Source organism: Alteromonas sp. K632G, assembly GCF_017653625.1.
Classification (GTDB): domain Bacteria; phylum Pseudomonadota; class Gammaproteobacteria; order Enterobacterales; family Alteromonadaceae; genus Alteromonas; species Alteromonas naphthalenivorans.
Genome location: NZ_JAGGDM010000026.1, coordinates 1 through 24,382, shown reverse-complemented (window position 1 = coordinate 24,382; position 24,382 = coordinate 1). Strand labels below are relative to the sequence as shown.

Below are 24,382 nucleotides of genomic sequence, written 5' to 3'. Positions count from 1 at the left end.
TTTTCATGGCTTTACATCCGCAGGCTGGTAAGCCAGCTGCACCTGAACAACTGATTAATGTGGCACAACTTGTTAGCCAGTATTACAGCTACAAACCAGACGCCGCTGCCCCAACTGAAGCAGTAAGTTTTGGTACTTCAGGGCACAGAGGATCGGCGTCGAACTATACTTTTACCGATACCCATATTAGTGCAATCTGCCAAGCACTGGTTGAATATCGTGAAGCAGAAGGTATTACCGGGCCGCTATTTATAGGTAAAGACACCCATGCATTGTCTGAACCTGCCATGATCACCGCCATCGAAGTACTCAGTGCCAACGGTGTTGATGTGGTAATTCAACGAAGCGACAACGAAAGCTTAGGTTATACCCCCACGCCGGTAATTTCCCGTACTATCATTCGTTATAACCGAGAAAACGCGGCGAAGTCTGACGGGGTAGTCATAACCCCATCACACAACCCACCCGAAGATGGTGGGTTCAAATATAACCCTCCTCATGGCGGCCCAGCTGATAGCGACGTGACGACCAAAATTCAAAATCGTGCGAACGCGCTTATTGCCGAAGGCAATAAAGACGTTAAACGCATCGATATCCGTTCCGTAAGAGCCCAGAAGTTAGTGCGCGAAGAAGATTTTATGGAACCTTATATTGATGACCTAGCTCAGGTTATTGATATGCAGGCTATCGCAAAAGCGGGCTTGAAACTCGGTACTGACCCCCTTGGCGGTGCAGGTATCGGTTATTGGTCTCGTATTGCGGATAAATATGGATTAGACATCACGGTTGTAAACCCTGCTGTCGACCCTCAGTTTGGATTCATGCGCCGCGATAAAGACGGCAAGTTACGCATGGACTGTTCAAGTGCTTTCGCCATGGCGGGCTTAATCGAATTAAAAGATGATTTTGACCTTGCATGGGGCAACGACCCAGATTTCGATCGCCACGGTATCGTATGCAAAAGTGCTGGCTTAATGAACCCCAATCATTATCTTGCGGTGGCCATTCAGTATTTATATACACACAGACCCGAGTGGCCAGCGTCACTTAAAATCGGTAAAACACTGGTTTCAAGCAGCATGATCGATCGCGTAGCGAATAGCTTAGACAAACCCCTTGCCGAAATGCCAGTAGGCTTCAAATGGTTTGTAGATGGTTTATCTAACAGTGAAATTGGTTTTGCAGGTGAAGAAAGTGCTGGTGGTATTTTCTTACAGCGAAATGGCGAAACTTGGGCTACCGATAAAGACGGTTTTATCCTGTGTTTGTTAGCTGCTGAAATTCTTGCGGTGACTAAGAAAGATCCAGGTGAACACTATCAGGCATTAACTGAGCAATTTTCATCGCCGGTTTATAACCGTGTAGATGTGGCTGCTACCTTAGAGCAAAAGCAGAAGTTATCTGCTATGGATGCTTCGGTAGTAACCAGCGATACCCTAGCTGGTGAGCCCATTACTGCCGTGCAAACCCACGCCCCAGGTAACAATGCCGCTATTGGTGGTGTAAAGGTTTCTACAGAAAATGGTTGGTTTGCAGCACGTCCATCAGGGACTGAACAAATCTACAAAATTTATGCAGAAAGCTTTAAAGGTGAAACTCACTTACAAGAATTAATTCAAGAAGCGGAAGCCTTAGTGGGTAAGATTATCAAATAAGGTCAAAAAACAACCTCTTCAAGGCGGGGGTTGTTAAATCAATGTTAAACGCCGGATGATTGCATACGTTTTCATCCGGTTTTTTGTTATTTTAACAAAATTATCACAACAAAATCGTTTAAGCACTGCTATATTGATCTCATATTGTTGATTTTTTCTGTAATTAAATTACATATTGAGTGTGCTTTAGTACACATCAACCAGAGTGAGACGCAAAATGAATGCAAAAGCTGCCAAAACGCAACCCTCTTCACCGCTAGACAAGACAGAGTTTAAAGCTGCTATTGTTAAGCACCTTCACTGTACGCTAGGTACGGATGAAAATAAGGCTAATAACCACGCATGGTGGAAAGCTACCTGTGCAGCCATTCAGGCTCAGGTACTAGAAGGCCTTCGCAAAACGCAAAAAAGTCACTACTTCAATGATACTCGTGCAGTACATTATTTTTCTGCTGAATTCTTAATGGGTAGATTGTTATCGAACAACCTTCAAAATTTAGGTTTGTTCGATGTGGCTAGTGGCGCATTAAAAGAACTTGGTGTTGAAATTACCGACATCATGGAAGAAGAGCCAGACATGGCACTAGGTAATGGCGGGTTAGGGCGCTTAGCCGCGTGCTTTATCGACTCACTTGCCACGATGGAATTGCCTGCAATTGGTTATGGTATTCATTATGAACATGGCCTTTTCCGTCAAGAAATTAAGAGTGGTGCTCAAATAGAACGCCCTGATAGTTGGCGCGATTACGGTAACCCGTGGGAAATCTGCCGCCCAGAGTCAATTCAAGAAGTGCCTTTATTTGGTTATGTAGAAACCAAATACGGCGAAAGCGGCCGTATTCAGAAAGAATGGCACCCTGGCTCAATTGTTAAAGGGATACCATGGGATATTCCTGTCGTTGGTTATGAAGGTAAAACCGTAAACGTGTTGCGTTTGTGGCAGTCAGATTCATCTGATTACTTCAATTGGGATGTATTCAACGCTGGTGGTTATGTAGATGCGCAGCGTGAAAACGTACAAGCAGAAACCATTTCAAAAGTACTCTATCCAAACGATGAAACTCAAGCAGGTAAAGAGCTTCGTTTAATTCAGCAGTACTTCTTCTGCTCATGTTCCTTAAAAGACATCATTCGCCGTTACAAGCGTGCCCATGGTGATGACTGGAGCCGCTTCGCTGATCAGGTTGTCATTCAATTAAATGATACACACCCAGCTATCGCGATTCCTGAACTTATGCGTATCTTAGTCGACCGCGCTGAACTAGATTGGGATCAAGCATGGGGTATCAGCACGAAAGTGTTCGCTTATACCAACCATACGTTGTTACCTGAAGCCTTAGAAAAATGGCCTGCACGTATGATTGAAAAAATCTTACCGCGCCATTTAGAAATCATCTATGAAATTAACCATAGATTCATGGCAGAAGTCGATAAGAAATGGCCAAGCGACAACCGCATTAAAGCCAAGCTTTCTATTATAGAAGAAGGCAACGAGAAAATGGTACGTATGGGCCACTTATCGGTTATTGGCTCATTCGCGGTAAATGGCGTAGCTGAAATGCACTCTCGACTAGTGAAGTCTGACTTGTTCCCAGAGTTCGATGCGTTATGGCCAGGCAAATTAACGAATGTAACGAATGGTATTACGCCACGTCGTTGGTTGAAAGCGTGTAACCCTGAACTTTCTAAATTGATTGATAAGAAAATTGGCACAGATTGGCCAAAAGACTTATACAAACTTGAAGCACTAGAAAAGTACGCCGATAACAAAACGTTCCAAAAGCAATTCATGCAAGTGAAGCTTAACAACAAGCAATTGCTGGCTGATGAAATTCGAGAGTCGTTAGACATTGAAGTAGACGTTAACGCTATTTTCGATGTACAAATTAAACGCCTTCACGAATACAAGCGTCAACATTTGAACTTGCTTCATATTATGGCCTTGTATCGTCGACTGCTAGAAAATCCTGATTACGATATGGTGCCTCGCGTATTCATTTTCGGCGCGAAAGCAGCACCGGGTTACAAGTTGGCAAAAGATATTATTTACGCCATCAACAAAGTGGCTGATAAAATCAATAACGACCCACGTGTAAACAATAAAATTAAAGTGGTGTTCTTGCCGAACTACCGCGTATCGCTTGCTGAGAAAATGATCCCAGCATCAGACGTGTCTGAGCAAATTAGTACTGCAGGGAAAGAAGCGTCTGGAACCGGTAACATGAAGTTGGCACTTAACGGCGCTATTACCGTAGGTACACTTGATGGGGCTAACGTTGAAATTGCCGAAGAAGTAGGCGATGACAACATCTTTATCTTTGGCCTAACCGTTGAAGAAGTTCACGAGCTGAAGGATAACGGCTACAAGCCTTACGATTACTACTACCGTGATCCTGAAATTAAAGCGGTCCTTGATTGGCTTGAAACCGATTACTTCACGCCGGGTAAGCCAGGTGCGCTAGTGTCGATTAAGCAAAGCTTGTTAGATCATGGTGACCAATACATGGTGCTAGCAGACTTCCGTAGTTATTGCGATGCGCAAATTGCTATTGATGAGGCGTACCGAGACAAAGCGCGCTGGGCTAAAATGGCGATTATCAATACCGCCAAGATGGGTAAGTTTACCTCAGACCGTTCAATTAAAGATTATGTAGAACGTATTTGGAAACTTTCACCGTGTAAGATCGAAAACTAGTCTCAAGAGACTCAAAAAAAAGCCCGGAAATGCTATGCTTTCCGGGCTTTTTGTTGTGATATATTTATCCAATTAAAATAAAAATAAATTAAAAATCAATAAGTAGCCGATTTAATGTAAAAAGGTCTGCAATCTATAATAAGGTATAGATTCATATACTGATAACACGTTGCGCTTAGTATTAAGTCGTGTTGAACTACCGTCTGCTTATTTTAAGCACCTAGCCGCCGTTTAGTGCAAGGAAACCGTCATGAGCCAACATCATAATTCGCTGGCTACACTTCCCAATCGATTTGCGTTTATCGACACAGTCTCGAAGTGTGGTGTATTGCATCCATCATTATCACTAATGCTAGTGGATGTAGTCCGTTTCTCAGACGTAACCACCAGTTTAGGGATTAATATTGGTGACAGGTTTCTGCTAGAAATTGCTAACCGCATCCAATCTTTGTTTGGTGGTGATATTCGCCTTGGCAGAATAAGTGGTGATGTATTTGGTATTGCGTTTCTCGGTACGCGAAGTTCAGGCCAAATGCGAGACATGTTCGAACGGCTTGTTGAGCATTTCAAAACACCCATGCATCACGATGGCCATGCATTCATCGCCGATTTTAATGTAGGTGTAGTGACATCAGAGGGTCAGACCTTTGAAATTACGGCATTTGTGTCTCGTGGAGAAGCGGCACTAAAGCAAGCAAAAGAAAATAAGTACGAAAACTTTTGCCTGTATAATATGCAAGATAAGACCGATACGGGTCGTAGCCTTGCATTAAAAGCTGATTTAAAACGTGCGTTATCGCAAAATGAATTAGAGCTTTATTATCAACCTAAAGTTAACCTTCAAACCCTTGAAGTGATTGGGGCTGAGTGCTTACTTCGCTGGAATCATCCGTTAGATGGCGTACTGTTCCCAGGCCCGCTTATTGAAGCGGCAGAATCCTATAACATGATGAATGAGTTGGGCTATTGGACATTAGAGCAAGCATTTAGAAGTTTAGTTGATTTTGATTTTCACCGTTTGTCGCTGACCTTGTCTGTCAACATATCACCTACTCAGTTGTATGATAATCATCTTATCCCTTCCTTGAAGATGCTCAGTAAGTCTTACGCCATGCCGCTTACTCGTATAGAGTTAGAGCTGACTGAAGATGTGGCCTTGTCTAATTCACTGATGGTGAAAAGGCAGCTTGATGAGCTTCGCGCCCTAGGGGTCGCCATTTCGGTAGATGACTTTGGTAAAGGTTACTCAAACCTAGCATACATTCGAGATCTTGATTTAAGCGCGCTTAAAATAGATAAAACCTTTGTTATAGAATTAGCGAATCATCCTGTTAATCGCGCCATTATCGAAGCTGCAAAAATTATCGGTAAAGCGAAGAACTGCGATGTCATTGCCGAAGGTGTTGAAACTATTGCTCAACTTCACATATTACGAGAAGTGGGCGTAACGATAGGGCAGGGGTACCTGTTTTCAAAAGCCATTCCGCTGAATGACTTTATTAGTCTAGCGCAGCAAGAAATTATAGTCGGTAACTCTCCTTTACGTGCCTAAATAAAATCCCTCGGTTACGAAGGGGCAATACGTGCATTCGCTTGGCTGAATCGCTAAACTAGTGTTATTCAAGCTACTTTTGGTTTATGTATGCAACAACTTATCGAGCAAGGAAATTTTCTTTCTTTGTCTAGAACTCAACCTGAGTTATTTACCTCTTCTATTCAATTTACGTTAGACAACGGTACTGACGTTGCTATCGCCGCCCCTGGTATTATTGCCTTCACGCCAACGGCGAAAACGTCTATCAATAAACATGTTGTGCTATCTAGCGGCGTTCATGGAAATGAAACGGCCCCCATCGAAATATGCGACGAGCTGGTACAGCATATTCTTACTAATAAGCTTGAGCTTAGCCATCGTGTACTTTTTCTATTTGGTAACTTACCGGCCATGGATATTGCCGAAAGGTTTGTAGAAGAAAACATGAATCGGTTGTTTAATGGCGCCCATTCGAAAGGGGAAGGGTGCAACAACAGTGAGCGCAAACGTGCTAAAGCGCTAGAAGAGGCGATAACCGATTTCTTCTCTGTGGCAGCTTCTGGTGAGGAGAAGTATCACTACGACTTACATACGGCTATTCGTGAGTCTAAAAATGAAAAGTTTGCGGTCTACCCGTATTTGCATGGTAAAGCGCATAGCAAAAGCCAGCTTGGATTTTTAGCTGCGTGTGGTATTCAAACCATTTTGTTATCTGAGTCAGAAACCACAACGTTTAGTTACTCTTCTTCTGTGCAGCATCAAGCGCATGCCTTTACCGTCGAATTGGGCAAAGTGCAGCCATTTGGTCAAAACGACATGAGCCGTTTCGAAGCAGCAAAACAATCAATTACTGCACTAATTTGTGAAGATGATTTCAGACCTGACGTTGATATAGACTCGCTAGATATTTATCGGGTGAATCAAGTCATCAATCGCTATCAAAACGATTTCACGTTGCATTTCGATGACGACACACCTAATTTTACTGATTATGCTAAAGGCACGGTATTGGCGACCGAAACCGGTGCTACCTATACTGCGCAGCAAGACGGAGAAGCGATAGTCTTTCCTAATGCTAATGTGGCCATAGGCCAACGTGCTTTACTAACGGTTGTCCCTACAAAGCTGGAGAAACTTAGTGTTTAAGTTAGATGCAAGGCTAGAAGCTGATACATTCTTCATTCACGATTTACCCCTTTGCAGGGTATTACTAATGAATGATAGTCAGTTTCCATGGTTAATATTAGTGCCTCGTGTAGACGGGGTAACTGAAATCATTGAGTTGTCAGAGGCCCAACAGCAACAGTTTTTAAGTGAATCGGCACAGGTGAGCCGTTTACTGCAATCGCAATTTTCACCGGATAAATTGAACATCGCGGCACTGGGTAATGTAGTGAGTCAGTTGCATATTCACCATGTTGCACGGTATAAAAGTGATATCGCATGGCCAAAACCAATTTGGGGAGCGCAAGCTGTTGTGGCTTACCCTGAAGATAAAGCGGCTGCATTGGTAGACGTGCTGAAAAAGGCATTGTCTTGATAGGCTAGGGTAACCGTGTGCTAGGTGGCTAGCACTGCCGTGAATATCTTATGGTCTACTATAAGACCAAAGTATAAACTCAATTTTTAAAACAACTCAGCAAGGAGCAACCTATGATAATTTCAACTACGCCTACTCTGGAAGGGCAAAAAATTGAAGCCTACTATGGCATTGTGGTTGGCGAAGCCGTAATGGGCGCTAATATAGTAAAAGATTTATTTGCCTCTATTCGTGACATTGTAGGTGGTCGTTCTGGTTCATATGAAGAAGAGTTAACGCGAGCAAGAAAGCTAGCGTTTACAGAACTTGAGCACGAGGCACGTAGTATGGGTGCTAACGCAGTTGTGGGGATAGATCTTGATTACCAAGTTATTGGTGACAAAGGCAGTATGTTGATGGTGAGTATTAGCGGAACTGCCGTAAAAACGTCGCCACTTTAACGCGTAGTAGGTAGGCTAATTTAGACAAAGGGCCTGATTCAATGCCAGCTTAAACCCAGTTTTTAGCAGTTTGAATCTGGTTAGTCTTAATGTGATTAGCTTTGATGTGGTTAGCCTTCCAGCAGGGCGACTGTTTTACCAGTCGTCCTCTTCATCTTCAAATCCATTCTTCTTTTGCTTATCGTCTTTCTTTTTAAGCGGTGTTGGAAATTTAAATTTAGCGCTGTATTTTAACAGCGTGATATTGCCAACCACCACGCCCAATACAATAACGATAATAATGACAACCCAAAGCGTATCCATCACTGTCTCCGTTAAAGCTATTTAGTTGTGAAAGCTTATCTAGCCCAACTTTCACTATCCCAACTCTCGCCACGATTTAACACGTAGCGATAGTAAATTTCATCAATATGCTGTAGAACAACGGCCTTACCTTCAATGCTACTGTGTTTGATGGCAGTAGTGAGTTCCGTCAGCGAAAGCGCTTGTTCAAACTCAGTGGCAACAGCCCGGTGGCTTAGGTGCCAAAGCTCACACGCTACGCCGCCTTTATCTTCATTGAATGGGCGAAAGAACCCAAAGGTGCTCATATTCGCTTTAAGCCAATTAGCTAACAAAAAACAAGGCCCACCTTTTCGATATTCGCTATCAACTAACGAAAACTTACCGCTCCATTGTTCAACGGCGTGCTTGTCATAAACATCAAAGTCACTTCCCCAATGATGTCGACTGCCACCAGGTAACGCTGACCACATCAGTATTGCATGTAGTTTTTCTACGTTGGATAAACTGTTCGGGTTTAATACAGTGCCCTCACTATCCAACAGCGCCGCTTCGCCACGCCATTTTCTATTCCAAATAGCACACTGTTTATCAAAGTGACGAAAGCTGCTTACTAAGCACAAATCTATACCGTCATCTCGGGCGGCTTGTTGCATATTAACAAAAGCGGGTAGCACGTTGGCATGCAGGAAGTGTCCATTTCCTGCATCAACAAGGTGAGGATTGTCTTGCCCTAACCAGGTAGCTGGTTTCATGCGAGTAGATTGACCAAAATACCGTAGTACATGTCGCTTAATAACTCTAAATCACTCATTTTTACACATTCATCTATTTTATGAATGGTGGCATTTACTGGCCCTAGCTCAATAACTTGTGCGCCAGTCGGCGCAATAAATCGCCCATCAGATGTGCCGCCAGCGGTAGATAAAATGGTAGGCGTGCCACGTACATCGGCAATTGCTTTTTCAGTGGCAGTAAGCAGCGGGCCTGAGTCTGTCAAAAAAGGCTGGCCGTTAAACGTCCACTTTATGTCGTAGTCAAGTTCGTGCTTATCCAGAATGGTCGTAACGCGTTTAATGAGTTCTTGATCTGTCACTTCGGTTGAAAACCGGAAGTTAAAGCACACATGAAGCTCGCCAGGAATTACATTACCTGCACCAGTGCCGCCATTAATGTTTGAAATTTGAAAGCTGGTGGGCGGGAAAAACTCGTTGCCATTGTCCCAATGAGACTGAGCCAATTCTGTTAAGGCAGGTGTGGCGCAATGCACTGGATTTTTTGCTAAGTGCGGATAAGCAACATGGCCTTGAATACCTTTAACAGTAAGATCGCCAGTTAATGAACCACGTCGGCCATTTTTAACAATATCGCCCACTTCATCGGTCGAAGATGGTTCGCCAACCACACACCACGTGATTTTTTCATTTCGTGCTTCAAGGGTATCGATAACACGAGTAGTGCCATTGATAAACGGGCCTTCTTCGTCACTGGTAATAAGATACGCAATACTACCTTTGTGATCAGGATAATCGGCTACAAATTTACGGGTTGCGACTAACATTGCGGCCAAACTGCCTTTCATGTCGGCAGCACCACGGCCATGTAAATAGCCGTCTACTTCAGTAGCCGTAAAAGGCGGGGTTTTCCATGCGCTTTCTGGACCACTGGGAACCACATCGGTGTGACCAGCAAAGCAAAAGACAGGACCTTCGTTACCACGACGTGACCACAGGTTGGTGGTATCGTCAAACACCATAGTTTCATTGTTAAACCCCAAGGTACCTAAAAAATCTTTCATGGCTTCTTGGCAACCCTCATCTTCAGGGGTAACCGAACGCCTATTCATTAAGTTTTTAGCAATGTCTATTACGTTATCGTTTAACAAAATATTTCCTCATACTGCGCAGGTTTAAAGCCAATGTGAAACGTGCCGTTATGGTTTAAAATAGGGCGCTTCACCATCGCAGGGTGTTCAAGTAACAAAGCGAGTGCCTTTTCGCGGGTGATATCTGTTTTATCACTGTCATCGAGTTGGCGAAAAGTCGTGCCACGTTTGTTCAACATCACTTCATAACCAAGACTGGCTTCAGCGTTGGCAAGAAAATTGGCGTCTATACCGTCTTTTCTGTAATCGTGAAAAGTAAATTCGATGTTGTTCTCAGTAAGCCATTTTTTGGCTTTTTTGATCGTGTCGCAATTTGCGATGCCATACATTGTTGTACTCAAAAGGATACTCCGTTACAGCGTGAAGTTAGTGTAAGTGCATAATAAGCTCGTTATTATACATTTTCAAAAAGGGTTCGAACTTGCCTAAATATAAAGGGTTAACAGCGTGTCGTTACCCGCATCAACAAATTTTTGATGCGTTGGTAGAACGCCTATTAATGCTTTGGCATTTAATAAGGTCATTATACAAATATTTTCCACGCCTTGTTGTTTTAGCCACGCGGAATTAACACTAAATAACATAGCACCGGCTTTAATCTGTTCGCCTTGTCTTAACTGAGTTAAAAATTGCGCACCGTGCAGCATTTGGGTGTGTAAGCCATATTTGATTCGACACTTAAGCCCAAAAGAAGATTTAATTTCAATTGAATAGTCGAGGGGATCTATTTTCATTACTGTTGCATTAAATGGGGATACCACTTTACTGGAAGCGGTGGTAAGCGCTAAACCTGGCCCCCATGCTCCAACATTGATTAGATCATCATTAACGTGTTGCAGTAACACACATTGGCCTGACACCGGTGATGCGATTGGAATGGTTTTTTTAAACTGTTCAGGAGGCGATGTCAGTTGCTTTTCTATTAACACTACTTGCCCTCAAGAACCGTATAACCTGCATTTCTTAATGCCTTTGTTGCATCAGCAAGTTTATTATCTTTCACAAGGAAAAAATCGGTTTCGAATGTCGATACAACAAAAATAGCGACTTTCACGGCGGCAAGCACCGCGCCTATCTGCGCCATAATACCTACCATAGATAAATGCAGCGGGCCGAGCAGTTCAAGTGCTCGCCAGCCTTCGTCAGAATCTAGTGAATCTACATCTACATTCGACGGGATAACAATAGACAATTCATCTTCTGTTTTGCCCAAGAAAAAAAGCGGGCTTTGAAGTACATTTGCAGGAATTGCACTGTCGCCATCTAGGCTGTGGATCGTAAATGGTTGGGGAAGTACTGAGAGTGTTTGTTTTGGCATGAATAACCGGAAAAAAAGGTTTCAATCAAAGTATCCACATTAAAACACTATCTGTGGTTAAGTGCTACGTGTTATCCACTTAATCTGTGGATAAGTTTGTTGAGTAGTTTGGGGCTTTTGTTTAAAGTCTTGAAATTAAACAATAAAATAAACTGTACAAACAATAGTCAGTGGATAACATTTACCTATTCACAAGCATTTTCCACAGCCTCTGTCTATACATATTTAAAAATTGTTCTGCTTATTTTGCAATTTCTTGTCTTGACACTGCTGTCTTTTATCCAACGTAATAAACCGGATCGCCACGTGGTTTTTTATCAATGGCTGTGCAATTATCAAAGAGTACTATATTTAAATACTGGGTTTACATACTAGGTTTACAGACCGGCTTGATGACCTAATAATGCCAAACCTCAAAAGGGGAATGATATGAGCGATAGTTTATGGATGGATATCACCACTGAAGACGCTGATGCCCTAGCTGATTTTTATGTGAATGTGATGGGCTGGAAAAAAGAAGCCTTCGACATGGGTGGCTATAACGATTATGTCATGATGAAAGAAGACGGAAGCCCAGCTGGCGGTATATGCCATAAGCGAGGCTGCAATAGTAATATTCCTGGCGGTTGGGTGCCGTATTTCACGGTAGCCGAATTAGACTCAGCATTAGCCGCTTCTAAAAGCGCTGGTGGGCAGCAAATAGGAGATATTCGCCATCATGGTAAATCTCGCTTTTGTATTATAAAAGACCCTTCAGGGGCGTGTTGTGCACTTTACGAACAAGGCGAAGAGTAAAAGGGCACTACCAGAACACGGCAAGTACACGCTGAGGAAAGGAGGGGAAAGATTAGGAAAGGTTAGGAATACACAGGGTGATGTCAGCTTCAGGCTAAGGGGGCTGACATCACTAACACCACTATGTGTAAAATTTTTGAGCAAGCATTGATTAGGGCGACTATTTATTTAATACGCCGCGATTTACCTGATCCCGCTCAATCGATTCAAATAACGCTTTAAAGTTGCCTTCTCCAAATCCATCGTCTTCTTTGCGCTGAATAAACTCGAAAAACACTGGGCCAAAAACGGTTTCTGAGAAAATTTGCAGTAGCAAACGAGGAGACTCGCCTTCCGTGGTGCCGTCTAACAAAATACCTCGTTGTTTAAATTCTCCAACAGGCTCACCGTGGCCGGGTAAGCGCTCTTCTAACATGTCGTAATAAGTATCAGGAGGTGGGGTCATAAACTTCATGCCCTTCGCTTTAAGTTTATCTAAGCAGCTTATAAGGTCGTCACAAGCAAAAGCGATATGTTGAATACCTTCACCATTGTATTGCATTAAGAATTCTTCAATTTGGCCCCCACCGCCAACCGCTTCTTCATTAAGTGGAATTCGAATTTTGCCATCAGGCGCGGTCATGGCTTTAGATAGTAAACCGGTGTATTCACCCTTAATGTCAAAATAGCGAATTTCGCGAAAGTTAAACAACGATTCGTAGAATTTCGCCCAATGATTCATTCGGCCGCGATACACATTGTGAGTAAGGTGATCCAGCGTGTGGAAGCCACAACCTTCAGGGTGTCTGTCTACCCCTTCAATCCATGTGAAATCGATATCATAAATGGTGTTTTCGCCTTGATAGCGATCGATTAAATAAAGCATGGCGCCGCCGATACCTCTGATAGCCGGCAGTTTCAATTCCATAGGGCCCGTGTGGGTGTCCATAGGTTGAGCGCCGCGCTTTAGCACTTCAGAATAGGCGTGCTGAGAGTCTTTAACGCGAAAGGCCATGCCACACGCTGAAGGGCCGTGTTCTTCGGCATAGTAAGAAGCGTGGCAATTTTTTTCATAGTTACTTAAAAGATTGATATCGCCTTGGCGCCACAGCTCCACATCTTTTGATTTATGCTTGGCCACAAGGGTGAACCCCATTGCTTCAAACATAGGCTCCAATAAACCCTTTTTAGGCGCGGTAAATTCTAAAAACTCAAAACCATCTAACCCAATTGGGTTTTCAAATACGTCTGCCATTTTCTTTCTCGCTTACTGAAGTCACTGCCTTTGCGTTAGTTAATTAGTTTTTGATATTGAACCCACGCTAAGGCGATTGTAATTAGAAGAGATGATTGTAATGGTGAGGTAAATATAAGGGCAATAGAGTGTTAAAACACGATGTGGGCCGTTGTAGCGTATTAAGTGTAACGTTTAGTTTTCAGCTGTGTAAAAACGCAATTTAATCTGGTTTTTAATGGTGTAAGCAGATGAATTTAAACGTTTTGTTTTTGTTTGTGGGCAGCTAGGGAATGTTCATAAATACATACATTCAAAGAATTTCCCTACTATTATGGTTTTTATATAGTACTTATATCTTACCGTCGAAATGCTTCGTTATTCCTTTCCAACAATCGATATAGTCTGTTTGGCGCAGTGGAGTACTAAGTGCAAACTCAGTTGGGGCGATAGGAAAGCGAGACTCAAACATAAACGCCAGTGTATTTTCGTATTTCTGTGGGGCTAATTCTGTATTCGAGGCTGCTTCAAATACGGAAGCTTCGGGGCCATGAGGGGTAAAGCAATTATGTAAACTCATACCACCAGGCGCAAAGCCCTTTTCTTTAGCATCATAACTACCCTCAATTAACCCCATAAATTCACTCATCACATTTCTATGAAAATAAGGCGGGCGGAAGGTATTCTCAGCCACCATCCAGCGTGGGGGGAAAATGACAAAATCAACATTGGCAGTGCCTTCAAGTTCAGAAGGCGAGGTTAGCACCGTAAATATGGAAGGGTCGGGGTGGTCAAAACTAACGGTATTCATTACGTTAAAATTTTTAAGATCATATTTGTAAGGCGCTGAATTACCTACCCACGCCACGACATCAAAAGGCGAATGTGGAAGCGGGGCTTGGTATAAATGGCCACAAAACTTGTTAATGATGACATGGGGCGTGTCTACATCGTCAAACCATGCAGTGGGGTACAAAAAGTCTCTTTGATTGGCAAACCCGTTTGCGCCTGCGGGGCCTCGCTCAGGTAAAACAAATGACTGCCCATAGTTTTCACAAATATACCCTCGAATTGCGCCATCAATAGGAGTAACGCTAAAGCGAACCCCACGAGGGATCACCATAATTTCACCTGCAGATAGATGTAATTTGCCAAACTCAGTTTTTACTTCCATGTTTCCATGTTGTGGAACGAACAGCATCTCACCGTCGGATGAGTAAAATACCTTATTCCCCATAGACGAATTCGCACTATAGCAGTGAATGCCCATGCCGATTTGCTGATTAGCGTCGCCGTTCGTGGCTATGGTCACTAAACCTTCAATAAAGTCTATGTTGCTACTCTCATCAATTAGGGGGAGAGGATCCCAACGCATTACATTTGGCGGGCACGGCGATTGCGTTTCAGGGCCAGTTTGAAGCTGTGTGTTTTTATAAGGTGAAAAATCGCCCATAGCGACAGAAGGCCGAATTCGATAAGTCCAACTGCGTCTATTTTTAGCCCGAGGCGCGGTAAATGCACTGGTGCTGAACTGCTCAGCGTAAAGTTTATAATTAACTTTCTGCGGGCTAAATTGCCCTTTTGGTAGTGCATTAGGCAAGGCTTCAGTTTCATGCTCATTATTAAAACCCGACAAATAAGTTAATTGACTCACCATACCCACCTTTCAAATACTGCTGATGCTAAACGCTTCTATTTACGTAGCGTAAATATTAATAAAAAGTAAATCAATTGCGTGGCTAGAATAGGGCCCTTATAAAAAATTGATGTGTGATGATTTGTTTACGCGGGTGGAAACTTCAACATCAAATGCACTGCTTATAGTTGTGGTTTCATAAAGGTGATGGACGGCCCATTGATTTTACGGCTTTTACTGATAAATTAGGCGCATACATGATAAGTAGAGTCAATACGTGGCACCGCTAGAAATTTATGCCGGCAATGGGGCAATGAATACCATTAAGCAGCAAGGCTTTCACCCTGAAATATTTAGTTATTTTCTCGGCGCTTCAGGCGGTCCAAAATGGTTTTCACTTGCAGGTTTAGACAGAGTACTGTTCCCTGAGTGGTTTAGTAATGTAGAACATCAAATACATGTTATAGGGTCTTCTGCGGGGGCATTTAGGGCTATTTGTGCAGTACAAAACGACCCGCTTGCAGCCATAAATCGGCTAGCCACGTCTTATTCAACCACTACTTACAGCGATAAGCCTACTCCTGCGGAAATAACCCGCAAGGCGGAAGCGTTAGTAAAAGAAATGGTGGATAGCGAAGGAAAAAAAGAGGTGTTGGCCAACGAGCGATTCAAAGCACACATCTTTGTGGCGAAGTGTTTAGGGGCTACCCGGCGCGAACATAAGTTTTCGCAGTTATCGGGCCTTGCGATGAGTGCTGCCGCTAACGCGGTCACGCGAAAGAACTTGGGTAGGTATTACACACGCTGTATTTTTTCGTCGCCAAATACAGAATTTTCAATTAAAGACCCGTACCAATTGCCCACCGAACATTACGAATTAAATAACGAAAATATCCACAATGCCCTGCTAGCCTCCGGTGCAATTCCCGTTGTGCTAGAAGGAATAAGAGATATTGCGGGGGCTCCGCAAGCTATGTATCGCGATGGCGGTATAGTTGATTATCATTTTGACCTAGAATTTGGCCCTGACAAAGGTTTAGTGTTATATCCACACTTTTACCCTAAGCCCATTCCGGGTTGGTTCGACAAGGGCTTAAAACGCCGCGTGGCACATAAAAATAGTTACGACAATGTGGTCATGCTAGTGCCATCTGCCAAGTTCGTTGCAAGCCTGCCATACGGTAAAATTCCAGATCGAAAAGACTTCGAGCAACTCGATGCCACTACCCGTATTAAGTACTGGCAAACGGTATTGCAGGAAACCGATAGGTTAGGGGAGTACTTTATGAAAATTTCGAGTGATGGCAGTATTGTTGATAAAATCAAGCCGTTGCCATTTATGCAGCGTGAGAACGTTTAATTCGGTGTGAAATTGCTCACTTTTTCAATAAATGGTGGCAAATCAATCAAACACACACCTTAAACACAAAATAAGCTTGCAGGACGCACTGCGCATCGCTATGATACGCGCCGTCCTTCAGGCAGTTCTGCCGAAGTATATTTGCGACTATAGCTCAGTTGGTTAGAGCGCTACCTTGACATGGTAGAGGTCCCCTGTTCGAATCAGGGTAGTCGCACCATCTATTTTTCCCCTAAGAATTTTTTCTAGCGTCATTTTAAAAATATTTAAGATTCCTAACTCATTGACAGTATTGAACTAATCGGTTTTACGCAGTTTTTTCAGGATTTGTGTTTATTTTCGTTTTTTCCTTTAAAAACAGATAAATACTGTCAGAATGGTCACGAGTGGTCACAATTCGTGACCACTCGTGACCAAATCTAGATTTCACTCCTTTGTTATTTGCCGTTAAAAACCATGGCGTTTTTCTCTTATGGCATTTTGTATTTAACAAAGTCACTTAAGAACATTTCACTATTCTGCTTCACACAACCACGAATTAAATAATGCAATGCCGATTTTTCGTGAGGTTTTAGGAGAGCGGTATCGCGAAATAATGTGCTGCTTGTAGATATGCCGTATCCATTTGCCGAGCACTTAACACTGAATAACGTCACGCCATCAATCGATGCAAATGCAATATATTCATTATCCCCAGTATTTCTGAAAAACAGATGAAGGCGCACTTGATTATCTAAAAGTATGAAGTGGCCATTTGAATAAAATAAGTTATCTTTTAAACCCAAGTTTGGATGAGCGCACAAAAGTAAAATGGATTCGGCGGAAATAGCCATTTCTGATTCAAAAGCATATTTCTTCACTTTTACAAGCTTTAAGCTCCCGCTTTTTAATGTTGAGCGATGCATGCCTTTTTCGGCAGAAGCTTCTTTTAAGCTGGTAAATGTGCGCCCTTCTGAATCTGTGACAATTAAAGCATTGCTATGACGGGTAGGGGAGAGACCCGGCAGGTTAAGCCACTCTCTAATACGTCTTCGCCTCAAAGATAGACGTTTTCCCACGCTACTCGCTTTTATTCCCTCTTGAGCAGCAAATTGTTCGATACGGTTTTGATAGTTCATCGTTGGCAGTTTTCGCTCAACAATTTCAAGTGCTTCATAAATGTTCCATCCGCAGCGAACGCGTTCAAGCACTTTGTCGCTATTTAATCCGAAGGCTCTGGCTGCTGCGGACAAGCTATCGTAGAGTTGGCCTTGTACTTCAACTTGCTTACTATTAGATTCATAAGATGTCATGGAATTACTCCTTTCAGTTAAATTCCATAACAGTGTGTTAAGTTTTACGTAAATTTTAAAAAAAATGTGGCAATGCAAACATAAAGCTTGAGCTTAAGTGTAAAAATTGAGGAATTAATTGCTTTCTGCGCGCGTCAATGATGGTCGGTCCGGGATAAACGAACAAATGGATATAAAACGGTTGTAGTGGGCAACTGTGCAGAATCTCGCAGATAAATGCAGAATAATGAACAAAGGTATTAGAGTATCTGAGTTAACGTAATTAATGGACGCTCAGTGAAAGCGGCGAGACTGTCACTTTAAAAGATAGCAATTGCTCTACTGCTGATTAGGAGAAGTGCTTCTATTTTTCATAATCTTACTATTAATGTACCGGCCGCTATGAGTGAGAGGTGGGCTAGCATTTTACAAGAGGTAATGGGCCGCTAAAGACCTTGAGTTTAATCAATGCGCGCAACGTGGGTGCTGTTCACCCGCTGCGTAACCAAGGAAGGCATGCACTGTGGTACCCCGGTATGGCTTCATAGTCGGCGTAACGACACCGCTTCTTGCCCCGTCCATTCGTGTTCGGGCAATTGCCAGCTGGTAAGCAAGTTATTTACGTCGGTATCTAAATTAATCGGGTTATCTTGGCGGTATTTCATCAGTACTGTCGCAAATGCGGGTTTTGAAATACTGCCTGCTTGGAATACTGTTTTTCATCAACAACCCGCTCGGTAGTTACGTCTTTAACGCCGCTTTCCATGGTCCAAGCCAGTTGCCAATTTCGCATGAAAGCTACCGACACGCTAGGCGCTTTGTAGTTCGCCAGTCGTTGTTCTAAAGACCAATAATCAACTTTTTGGCTTTCAATGCGAATGCGCTCACTTAACCCTGTTTTTAAAAAGTTGGCTTTTTGTGATTCTTTGACTGGCGAGGGTGAAGCTGTTTGCGTTTCGGGTTTTGCACAACCCACTAATGAAACTAGGCAGATGGAAAATGCAATAGCGGTAGGTGTTTTGGCTGGTTTTGTGTTAGGTATTCTATAACGCAGCACATTTCAGAGGGGTACTTTTTTTTCTATCTATATTAGTTATGTGTTTGATAACGGTGGTTATAGATGGCATTTTACGTTATAAATCCAAATGCATTCGTGGTGTGTATAAATCCAAGAGAAAGGACTTTCGTTTGACATATTTGAGGAAAAGAGTAGTTTTTTGTATACTACGTATTGTAAAATGCAACTTTAAGGAGATTTCAGATGCGTGCAACAACAGAAAGTGGTCCAAAAGTTTACTAATACTATCGCTTGTTTTTAGTTCGACAAACGCTCTTGCTCAAACCCAGAGCGAACCCATTGCCGAGCCTAAGCAAGATGTCGTGGCAACAGCGCCTAACAATAACTCTGTTGCCACGAACAAACCCACTCAGTCAGTAGAAAATCTACCCATACCGCCCAAAAAGTCAGTAAGCACAACCCCAGTTAACATTGTTAATAAACCCGGTACTCTCTTTAACGTAGATCCAGACGACGCACTTGTAATAATGCGTATGCTTGTCACGATTGCCGCCCTCATTTTCAGTACAATGTTAATCCCTTTCATACGCTACGTGCATAACTTGCGAAGCGTAAAGCTTAGTTATCTTGAATTTTTTAAAGCTGACATTGATAGCGTCATGCAGCGTTATCACCATGTATTAACACAAGATGAATTGGCTTTAAAATATCCCGATTGTCATATGAACAAGCCATGGTTAAAAACCCTAAAAGATGGTGGTTATAAAAACGAAATACCCCATGAAATCGTTCTTATAGACGATCTTTTAAAACGGGCTCTCAACGAGGTCAGCAATGATGTCGCTTACTTTCCAGTCATAACTTATACTTCGATGCCCTCAACTAACACTAGCCATGATAATCCTCTCTGGAAATTAAAGCGTGAGCATACCAAAGTCATTTCGGAGTACCTTAACTCCGAAGTTGAGGTGCAGGAAACAACGCGTATGCTTTATTCTTCTCCTATCTTTGACTGGATTAACAGTAATGATCAAGAGCAACGAATGCGTTGGATCCGAGGGGCTGAGTCTTTGTTAGATGAAATAGCCAAGCATTATATAAGAGTAAGACGCCTAAACGATTTGTTGAATAAGCTATTAAAGCCAAAATTTTTTTTATGGATAAAATGGTTGCGATTCTACCCTAGCGTGTAATAGGCAGTTAACCTGCCACGCGACCAGCTGAGCATTATTACAATTTTAACGATTGATAAAAAAGGGGCTAACTGATGGAAAATGATAAACAACCACTGTTTCAACTATTGGAAATAAAATTTCTTCTAATAATAACAGCTGTCGTTGCTGTTTTTCTTTATTTCCTTCAGTATTTTGGTCAAAGTAAAACGGAAAATTTATTGTTTGTGATCCCAGTTGTACTTTTGTGGCTACCACATATTTTTGGTAAAAAATTAGAAGCGTTTTCCCGAAAGCATTTCAATGAAGATCGCTCTGATAGAGTCATCGCGTTCATCGAATCTGGCGAGCCAACAGGACTTAACTTCGAAACGTTAATGAATTATATCAGTAATCTGACTATTAACGGCCTACTAATATCAAGCTCTGTTTATGTTTTAGAGAATAGGGGTTGGTGCGGTTACTTTATAGGGGGGATTATATTCCTAGTAGCATTGATATTTATGCTTTTTACGATTTTAAACTTTGCGCATAACATAGCAGTTAGATCAGAGTCTAAACAAGTCTCCGAGAGCAAAGTGCCTGAGAACAGAAAAATGAATCAATCAGGCTTAGCCATATTTTCCATATTGTCTTTTCCTTTAATCGTTATAATTTCAATAGTAGTTCCCGCTGTTTTGGGAATAATTTCGGAATAGGTACACATGAATATTCATTCAATAGAAAATTGTAAATGCGGTTCAAAGCCTCTAATGCCTAGCAAAGTCAAAGGGCTCACCAATGGGTTTTTAATTCGTTGTGCTAAAACGTCTTGTACAGAGGGTAGGGAAAACAAATTGCATTGACAGATGGAATGAAATGGCTTCGGCCTAAGAGTGAGTTCTTAAGCAGCCACGTTGGTGTGGCTGCGCAGGGCTACTTATTACATTGTCATTGCACTATGGAAAGTGTCAGATAGATTTTCTTTTATTTCTTCCGTTACCTTCTCACATAAACCGCTATAGTGGTTCACCATTATCACTCTTGTTATGTCAGTGAATAAGAAAAATCAACGCCATGAGCTGTATCTTGCAAAGCCTTTCAAAAACAGCCCTGAGGGCATTTTTGAAGTGGATTGGCTAAATGCTAGAATGAGAAAGAGATTTATCTTACTGCTGGAGCGTTGGTTGGCCTTGCTATGAATTGGAATTACAGTGTGTCGATAATTTTCATGTAAATCTGCTGCTCACTAGGGTGAAAAATGAATAGCTCCAGGTCCGGTTTACGCTCACAGCAGCCGCTCAAACAAGAAAAAATGCAAGCCAGCTATTGGCACTTTACAGCAGCACCAGTGAGTAGTTTAGTTAATCCTTTTTGTTACTTATATAACTAAGTCCTTCTATAGCTTGTTTACGCTTGATACCACTGTTACTTTCACTGGTCAACCACTTGTTAAAGTGTCCGTTCAGTCCTGAAGGATGAGAGACGTGAACCCATAAAAAACCATCAGCTTGTATACTGACGTCATTAATCTGCTTGAACGTATCGCTGAATAGCCGCTTTAATACGGTTCGGATTGATTTTAAGTACGCGTCGCTGTTACCGAGTAATATTACTGCTCTAATACTTTTGGGTAGGTCTCGCAAATACCTATCAGTACAATTTTCGATGATCTGTGGTATTTCTTGAAAAGCTCTGTTGATTACAGGGCCAATGCACGAATAGCCACAATTCAATCCGTTTTTGATTTCAGCTTTGGATACGCTACAGCGAATCAACGAGCCAAACGCAATATTCGAATGAGGATCTTCAATTTTGCTGTCGACACAACAGTCATGCTCTAATACATCAACTACGTGCAGTGCTTTCGTTAACCGGTTTCTCATTTTCGCAAAAGCAACATCCTCGAACCGCTCCTGTTCAAATAGGTTTGCTTGCGTAAATCCTTTAGAAAAGCCCAGAACAAGATATTCCGGGTTAGATGAACCCCAAGCACCAGGGTTGTTAACCATGCGCCAGTGCAATGCGGGTTCAAATACTTTTTCCTTTATACCTTGGTAACAGACTCTACATTCTATTTTTCCGTGTTCGGGTAACATCATTCTGTCCTTAGTCTAGGTTAAAGAAATTGGTATTTGACAATATTTCATCTAGAGATAACTCGTTTCTGGCTTTGAAGGCATCTATTAATTCCCCCGCTTCGTTGATGCACACGAAATCATTTTCGCTTTGATTGAGTAACACATAAGCTTGCTGGAAATCCTGCTCTTGTTTAAAAGAAAACATTTCTTTAGAGAGAACGGTGTTAAACACATAAACATCAAGCTTTGCATGATATGTAGCGACCACAACATGCTTTCCGCTAACGAAAAAGAGTTTGGCTGTCTGTCTATCGGACGTTCGGTGATGCTTGTCAAGCCACAGAACCATGCTCATCAACATGTTTTTAATGTTTTGTGTTTGTAGGGGCGAAGCACGTTGATGCACCCGTTGTAAAAAGTGTTCATGTACATAGCACTTTGATGAGTAGTGGTGGTAAGGCTGCCTTCTAACTCTTATGTTTCGTGTGATTACTCTTTCGCAAATTATGCAGTGCAATATTCCTAGCTCGCCAAAGTCAGCGTGGTCAGGGTTAATTGCAAGATTCAGTGAGTCGAAGTGCCAGCTACTGTTTTGCTTATCTATTCTATGAAATAGCAATAGGTCACCATACATATCAAAGATATTCTGTACGTAAGCGGTCATACTTTTTCTGGAAAAGGGTTTATTTTGGCCAACTCTTTTTTCGGCTTCAGCGTTGTATTTGTCGAGAACATCATTTGCTACTCTGAACGTGCCTTTGACTTGTGCCTTAGCTATTGATGAATGCATTGAAAAATCCTTATGTAACAATGTTTTTTACAGAAGTTGGCTAATTAGGCGTTCTGCATGATCAAATGATTTTACTTTTACTTTCGCAATAGCCGCGGTATGAAACTCTTTATAAGTATGAAGACCGCTATGCCTCCCAACACCATCTTCAGAAGATTCGTACCAAGTTATTTCAAAGTCGCTTGAATTGAGTCGCTTTGCCATATTGTGAGTCACCCAAATACTCGGTGTTTTCGTTCGTTCGATGGCGATCGACAGGCTGCCTTTTTTTAATGCAAAAAGTTTCTTATTTTTGCTCCTGTCATCAGGGTGAGTAGAAAAATCATATTCTACTTTTAGGTAGTCGCCGAGATTATCAGCGGTGAAAGAAATATTCGGTTTTTGAAATACGTTTGGTTTGGCAGTGGCTTCAAGGGTATCACGATCCCCTGACTGTTCTGAGGGACGTAAGTAGTTTTCCAATGAAGAGCTATTAGCCAATGCCGAATTCATTTCATGCGCTACGTTCTCCACTGCCACAATAAGAGACGGCAAATCAAGATTCAATTTCCCCAAAAAACTTCCAATTTTGCGAGCAATGTCACCGTAGAGGGAAAATAAAGCGATAAACTTAATATTGCTATCAGAGTCAGCATTAACACCTGTTTTCGAATAAACCGTTTCCAAGGTATCAACGAGGTTATACTTGATAGCGCGTTGCTCTATCGCATAAATGAGCGCACTGCAGGTTCTTACGCTAGATAAATCCAATGGGGCGTCAAGAGACACACTATCGTACTGCTTAAAAGGTTTGAAACGCTCCTGTGACTCTAAGTATTGACGTAGTTCATGATTATTCATTGCTGCCAGCGATTTAAGAGAAACCATGTTTTTGAGCGTGCTGACCTTAACACCCAAAACAGCAGCCACGGCTTCATGGGTGATTTCGCAGTAGTTCGCGACGTATTCGTCCTCAACAATGTAGAGCGATGAATATAGCCCTAAGCAACTAACCGCCGTAGTGAGAGTAGGGTACTCTTCCTCGATGTTCATGTTGTTAGCGACAGTTGGCAACATAGTTTCCATCGTTTCGACGAACGCCACTAAATCGAATTCATTAAACCCTAGAAAGTTATCCATAGTTCCAAAGTTCGCTAGTTCAAACGCTATATCCGTAAATCTGTAAAATCGTGTTTCATTGAATTTGGCATTCATTTCTAATCCAAGTATGGACGTGATCTTTTCGCAGAAAGCTTCTAAAAACTGCTCTCTTTCTATTTGAAATTTATTTCTATCCAACATAATTAACTCTCCCAAAAAGTCATATTGAAAACTGCAATTACAAAATAGCATCATTTTGTATTTTATTGCAAGCTTAAATGATGAAGGTGAGTCATTCGTGTGTTCGTTGTATTTAGTTTGGGAAGTGTAATGATTTTTTAGAGTAATAATTTTTCGGAATGGAAGGGGAAGTGGAGAGTAGGCTAGCATCCAATACTGATACGAAGGTTTCAGCGCTAGATTATTATCAATTTTTTTCTATGCGGAACGTTTGCGATTTCCCCTAGAGAAAAACTACTAAGGGAAATGCATCTTTGGGGGTAGAGAAGGTTAAAAAGAGAGGTAACTGTCAGATCAAGTCTGAGCTAGTACAAATTATGTTGTTAACACCAAGCGACTTTGTCGTATCTTAATTACCAAGCGATTCTGTCGTAAGCGCTAATTACCAAGGGAAACTG

Annotated in this window: 24 protein-coding genes and 1 tRNA gene; 11 read left to right on the top strand and 14 right to left on the bottom strand. The window is 42.1% G+C overall.

Annotated features, from left to right (window positions below; all coding sequences use genetic code 11):
- The first annotated feature begins 5 nt into the window (after positions 1–5).
- The 6 genes from pgm (at position 6) to J5X92_RS19485 (ending at position 7,864) form a co-directional block, all read left to right on the top strand.
- Entirely contained in the window at positions 6–1,655 is a 1,650-nt protein-coding gene (gene pgm / locus J5X92_RS19510; protein WP_126873880.1) for a phosphoglucomutase (alpha-D-glucose-1,6-bisphosphate-dependent), read from the top strand.
- Between the two features lie 217 nt (positions 1,656–1,872).
- Entirely contained in the window at positions 1,873–4,350 is a 2,478-nt protein-coding gene (locus tag J5X92_RS19505) for a glycogen/starch/alpha-glucan phosphorylase (RefSeq protein WP_126873879.1), read from the top strand.
- A gap of 250 nt (positions 4,351–4,600) precedes the next feature.
- Positions 4,601–5,902 (top strand): bifunctional diguanylate cyclase/phosphodiesterase, encoded by a 1,302-nt coding sequence (locus J5X92_RS19500; protein ID WP_208806333.1) that lies wholly within the window; start codon positions 4,601–4,603, stop codon positions 5,900–5,902.
- Positions 5,903–5,992: 90 nt separating this feature from the next.
- A complete protein-coding gene (astE, locus tag J5X92_RS19495) occupies positions 5,993–7,030 on the top strand; it encodes a succinylglutamate desuccinylase (RefSeq protein ID WP_208806332.1) in 1,038 nt (345 codons plus the stop codon).
- Positions 7,023–7,424, top strand: a complete 402-nt coding sequence (locus J5X92_RS19490) for an HIT domain-containing protein (RefSeq protein ID WP_208806331.1) — start codon at positions 7,023–7,025, stop codon at positions 7,422–7,424. Before astE ends, J5X92_RS19490 begins: the two co-directional genes overlap by 8 nt.
- Before the next feature lie 113 nt (positions 7,425–7,537).
- Positions 7,538–7,864, top strand: a complete 327-nt coding sequence (locus tag J5X92_RS19485; protein ID WP_013784663.1) for a heavy metal-binding domain-containing protein — start codon at positions 7,538–7,540, stop codon at positions 7,862–7,864.
- 135 nt (positions 7,865–7,999) lie between these two features.
- Here J5X92_RS19485 and J5X92_RS19480 read toward each other — a convergent pair whose 3' ends face one another.
- The 6 genes from J5X92_RS19480 to J5X92_RS19455 form a co-directional block, all read right to left on the bottom strand.
- Positions 8,000–8,167 carry a DUF2897 family protein gene (locus J5X92_RS19480; RefSeq protein ID WP_013784662.1) on the bottom strand — a complete coding sequence of 56 codons (168 nt, stop codon included), beginning with the start codon at positions 8,165–8,167 and terminating at the stop codon, positions 8,000–8,002.
- A 35-nt stretch (positions 8,168–8,202) separates the two neighbouring features.
- Entirely contained in the window at positions 8,203–8,901 is a 699-nt protein-coding gene (locus J5X92_RS19475; protein WP_208806330.1) for a M15 family metallopeptidase, read from the bottom strand.
- Positions 8,898–10,031, bottom strand: coding sequence for a succinyl-diaminopimelate desuccinylase (dapE, locus tag J5X92_RS19470; protein ID WP_126873874.1), 1,134 nt, complete (start codon positions 10,029–10,031; stop codon positions 8,898–8,900). The genes J5X92_RS19475 and dapE overlap by 4 nt, the downstream gene beginning before the upstream one ends.
- Complete coding sequence (locus J5X92_RS19465; RefSeq protein WP_126873987.1) at positions 10,025–10,360, bottom strand: ArsC family reductase; 336 nt, start codon at positions 10,358–10,360, stop codon at positions 10,025–10,027. The genes dapE and J5X92_RS19465 overlap by 7 nt, the downstream gene beginning before the upstream one ends.
- 96 nt (positions 10,361–10,456) lie before the next feature.
- Positions 10,457–10,960 carry a PTS glucose transporter subunit IIA gene (locus J5X92_RS19460; protein WP_338455810.1) on the bottom strand — a complete coding sequence of 168 codons (504 nt, stop codon included), beginning with the start codon at positions 10,958–10,960 and terminating at the stop codon, positions 10,457–10,459.
- Positions 10,960–11,349: an ACT domain-containing protein gene (locus tag J5X92_RS19455; RefSeq protein WP_126873873.1), complete on the bottom strand. Its 390-nt coding sequence runs from the start codon at positions 11,347–11,349 to the stop codon at positions 10,960–10,962. The genes J5X92_RS19460 and J5X92_RS19455 overlap by 1 nt, the downstream gene beginning before the upstream one ends.
- A 429-nt stretch (positions 11,350–11,778) precedes the next feature.
- On the opposite strand from J5X92_RS19455, the gene J5X92_RS19450 reads away from it, so the two are divergent.
- A complete protein-coding gene (locus J5X92_RS19450; protein ID WP_013784656.1) occupies positions 11,779–12,144 on the top strand; it encodes a VOC family protein in 366 nt (121 codons plus the stop codon).
- Between the two features lie 160 nt (positions 12,145–12,304).
- Here the strand turns inward: J5X92_RS19450 and hppD are convergent, their stop codons facing one another.
- Together hppD and hmgA are read right to left on the bottom strand one after the other, a co-directional pair.
- Positions 12,305–13,378 carry a 4-hydroxyphenylpyruvate dioxygenase gene (gene hppD, locus J5X92_RS19445; protein WP_129737622.1) on the bottom strand — a complete coding sequence of 358 codons (1,074 nt, stop codon included), beginning with the start codon at positions 13,376–13,378 and terminating at the stop codon, positions 12,305–12,307.
- 331 nt (positions 13,379–13,709) lie between these two features.
- Positions 13,710–15,014: a homogentisate 1,2-dioxygenase gene (hmgA, locus tag J5X92_RS19440; RefSeq protein WP_208806329.1), complete on the bottom strand. Its 1,305-nt coding sequence runs from the start codon at positions 15,012–15,014 to the stop codon at positions 13,710–13,712.
- A 256-nt stretch (positions 15,015–15,270) separates the two neighbouring features.
- Between hmgA and J5X92_RS19435 the strand changes: the two genes are divergently transcribed.
- Complete coding sequence (locus J5X92_RS19435; protein WP_208806328.1) at positions 15,271–16,353, top strand: patatin-like phospholipase family protein; 1,083 nt, start codon at positions 15,271–15,273, stop codon at positions 16,351–16,353.
- A gap of 143 nt (positions 16,354–16,496) precedes the next feature.
- Positions 16,497–16,573, top strand: a tRNA-Val gene (locus tag J5X92_RS19430).
- A 250-nt stretch (positions 16,574–16,823) separates the two neighbouring features.
- On the opposite strand, the gene J5X92_RS19425 is transcribed toward J5X92_RS19430, so the two are convergent.
- From J5X92_RS19425 to J5X92_RS19420, 3 genes are all read right to left on the bottom strand, one after another.
- Positions 16,824–17,645 carry a hypothetical protein gene (locus J5X92_RS19425; RefSeq protein WP_013784637.1) on the bottom strand — a complete coding sequence of 274 codons (822 nt, stop codon included), beginning with the start codon at positions 17,643–17,645 and terminating at the stop codon, positions 16,824–16,826.
- Positions 17,646–18,166: 521 nt separating this feature from the next.
- Positions 18,167–18,289, bottom strand: a complete 123-nt coding sequence (locus J5X92_RS21180) for a hypothetical protein (protein ID WP_013784636.1) — start codon at positions 18,287–18,289, stop codon at positions 18,167–18,169.
- The gene (locus tag J5X92_RS19420) at positions 18,289–18,681 is read right to left on the bottom strand and encodes a hypothetical protein (protein ID WP_013784635.1); all 393 of its coding nucleotides are present in this window, start codon (positions 18,679–18,681) and stop codon (positions 18,289–18,291) included. Before J5X92_RS19420 ends, J5X92_RS21180 begins: the two co-directional genes overlap by 1 nt.
- Positions 18,682–18,812: 131 nt before the next feature.
- Here J5X92_RS19420 and J5X92_RS19415 point away from each other — a divergent pair, with 131 nt between their 5' ends.
- The gene (locus J5X92_RS19415; protein ID WP_013784634.1) at positions 18,813–19,835 is read left to right on the top strand and encodes a hypothetical protein; all 1,023 of its coding nucleotides are present in this window, start codon (positions 18,813–18,815) and stop codon (positions 19,833–19,835) included.
- 74 nt (positions 19,836–19,909) lie between these two features.
- Positions 19,910–20,512 carry a hypothetical protein gene (locus J5X92_RS19410; protein WP_013784633.1) on the top strand — a complete coding sequence of 201 codons (603 nt, stop codon included), beginning with the start codon at positions 19,910–19,912 and terminating at the stop codon, positions 20,510–20,512.
- Positions 20,513–21,157: 645 nt separating this feature from the next.
- Here J5X92_RS19410 and J5X92_RS19405 read toward each other — a convergent pair.
- The 3 genes from J5X92_RS19405 to J5X92_RS19395 are packed head-to-tail and all read right to left on the bottom strand — an operon-like array spanning position 21,158 to position 23,945.
- Entirely contained in the window at positions 21,158–21,895 is a 738-nt protein-coding gene (locus tag J5X92_RS19405; RefSeq protein ID WP_208806327.1) for a hypothetical protein, read from the bottom strand.
- A gap of 7 nt (positions 21,896–21,902) precedes the next feature.
- Positions 21,903–22,664, bottom strand: coding sequence for a hypothetical protein (locus J5X92_RS19400; RefSeq protein ID WP_013784631.1), 762 nt, complete (start codon positions 22,662–22,664; stop codon positions 21,903–21,905).
- Between the two features lie 27 nt (positions 22,665–22,691).
- Positions 22,692–23,945: a hypothetical protein gene (locus J5X92_RS19395; RefSeq protein ID WP_013784630.1), complete on the bottom strand. Its 1,254-nt coding sequence runs from the start codon at positions 23,943–23,945 to the stop codon at positions 22,692–22,694.
- Positions 23,946–24,382 lie beyond the last annotated feature (437 nt).

Bases quoted from the DNA above. Each gene is read 5' to 3' on its own strand.
- pgm (WP_126873880.1), top strand. From the start codon at position 6: ATGGCTTTACATCCGCAGGCTGGTAAGCCAGCTGCACCTGAACAACTG.
- J5X92_RS19505 (WP_126873879.1), top strand. From the start codon at position 1,873: ATGAATGCAAAAGCTGCCAAAACGCAACCCTCTTCACCGCTAGACAAG.
- J5X92_RS19500 (WP_208806333.1), top strand. From the start codon at position 4,601: ATGAGCCAACATCATAATTCGCTGGCTACACTTCCCAATCGATTTGCG.
- astE (WP_208806332.1), top strand. From the start codon at position 5,993: ATGCAACAACTTATCGAGCAAGGAAATTTTCTTTCTTTGTCTAGAACT.
- J5X92_RS19485 (WP_013784663.1), top strand. From the start codon at position 7,538: ATGATAATTTCAACTACGCCTACTCTGGAAGGGCAAAAAATTGAAGCC.
- J5X92_RS19480 (WP_013784662.1), bottom strand. From the start codon at position 8,167: ATGGATACGCTTTGGGTTGTCATTATTATCGTTATTGTATTGGGCGTG.
- J5X92_RS19475 (WP_208806330.1), bottom strand. From the start codon at position 8,901: ATGAAACCAGCTACCTGGTTAGGGCAAGACAATCCTCACCTTGTTGAT.
- J5X92_RS19465 (WP_126873987.1), bottom strand. From the start codon at position 10,360: ATGTATGGCATCGCAAATTGCGACACGATCAAAAAAGCCAAAAAATGG.
- J5X92_RS19455 (WP_126873873.1), bottom strand. From the start codon at position 11,349: ATGCCAAAACAAACACTCTCAGTACTTCCCCAACCATTTACGATCCAC.
- J5X92_RS19450 (WP_013784656.1), top strand. From the start codon at position 11,779: ATGAGCGATAGTTTATGGATGGATATCACCACTGAAGACGCTGATGCC.
- hppD (WP_129737622.1), bottom strand. From the start codon at position 13,378: ATGGCAGACGTATTTGAAAACCCAATTGGGTTAGATGGTTTTGAGTTT.
- hmgA (WP_208806329.1), bottom strand. From the start codon at position 15,014: ATGGTGAGTCAATTAACTTATTTGTCGGGTTTTAATAATGAGCATGAA.
- J5X92_RS19425 (WP_013784637.1), bottom strand. From the start codon at position 17,645: ATGACATCTTATGAATCTAATAGTAAGCAAGTTGAAGTACAAGGCCAA.
- J5X92_RS21180 (WP_013784636.1), bottom strand. From the start codon at position 18,289: ATGAAATACCGCCAAGATAACCCGATTAATTTAGATACCGACGTAAAT.
- J5X92_RS19410 (WP_013784633.1), top strand. From the start codon at position 19,910: ATGGAAAATGATAAACAACCACTGTTTCAACTATTGGAAATAAAATTT.
- J5X92_RS19405 (WP_208806327.1), bottom strand. From the start codon at position 21,895: ATGATGTTACCCGAACACGGAAAAATAGAATGTAGAGTCTGTTACCAA.
- J5X92_RS19400 (WP_013784631.1), bottom strand. From the start codon at position 22,664: ATGCATTCATCAATAGCTAAGGCACAAGTCAAAGGCACGTTCAGAGTA.
- J5X92_RS19395 (WP_013784630.1), bottom strand. From the start codon at position 23,945: ATGTTGGATAGAAATAAATTTCAAATAGAAAGAGAGCAGTTTTTAGAA.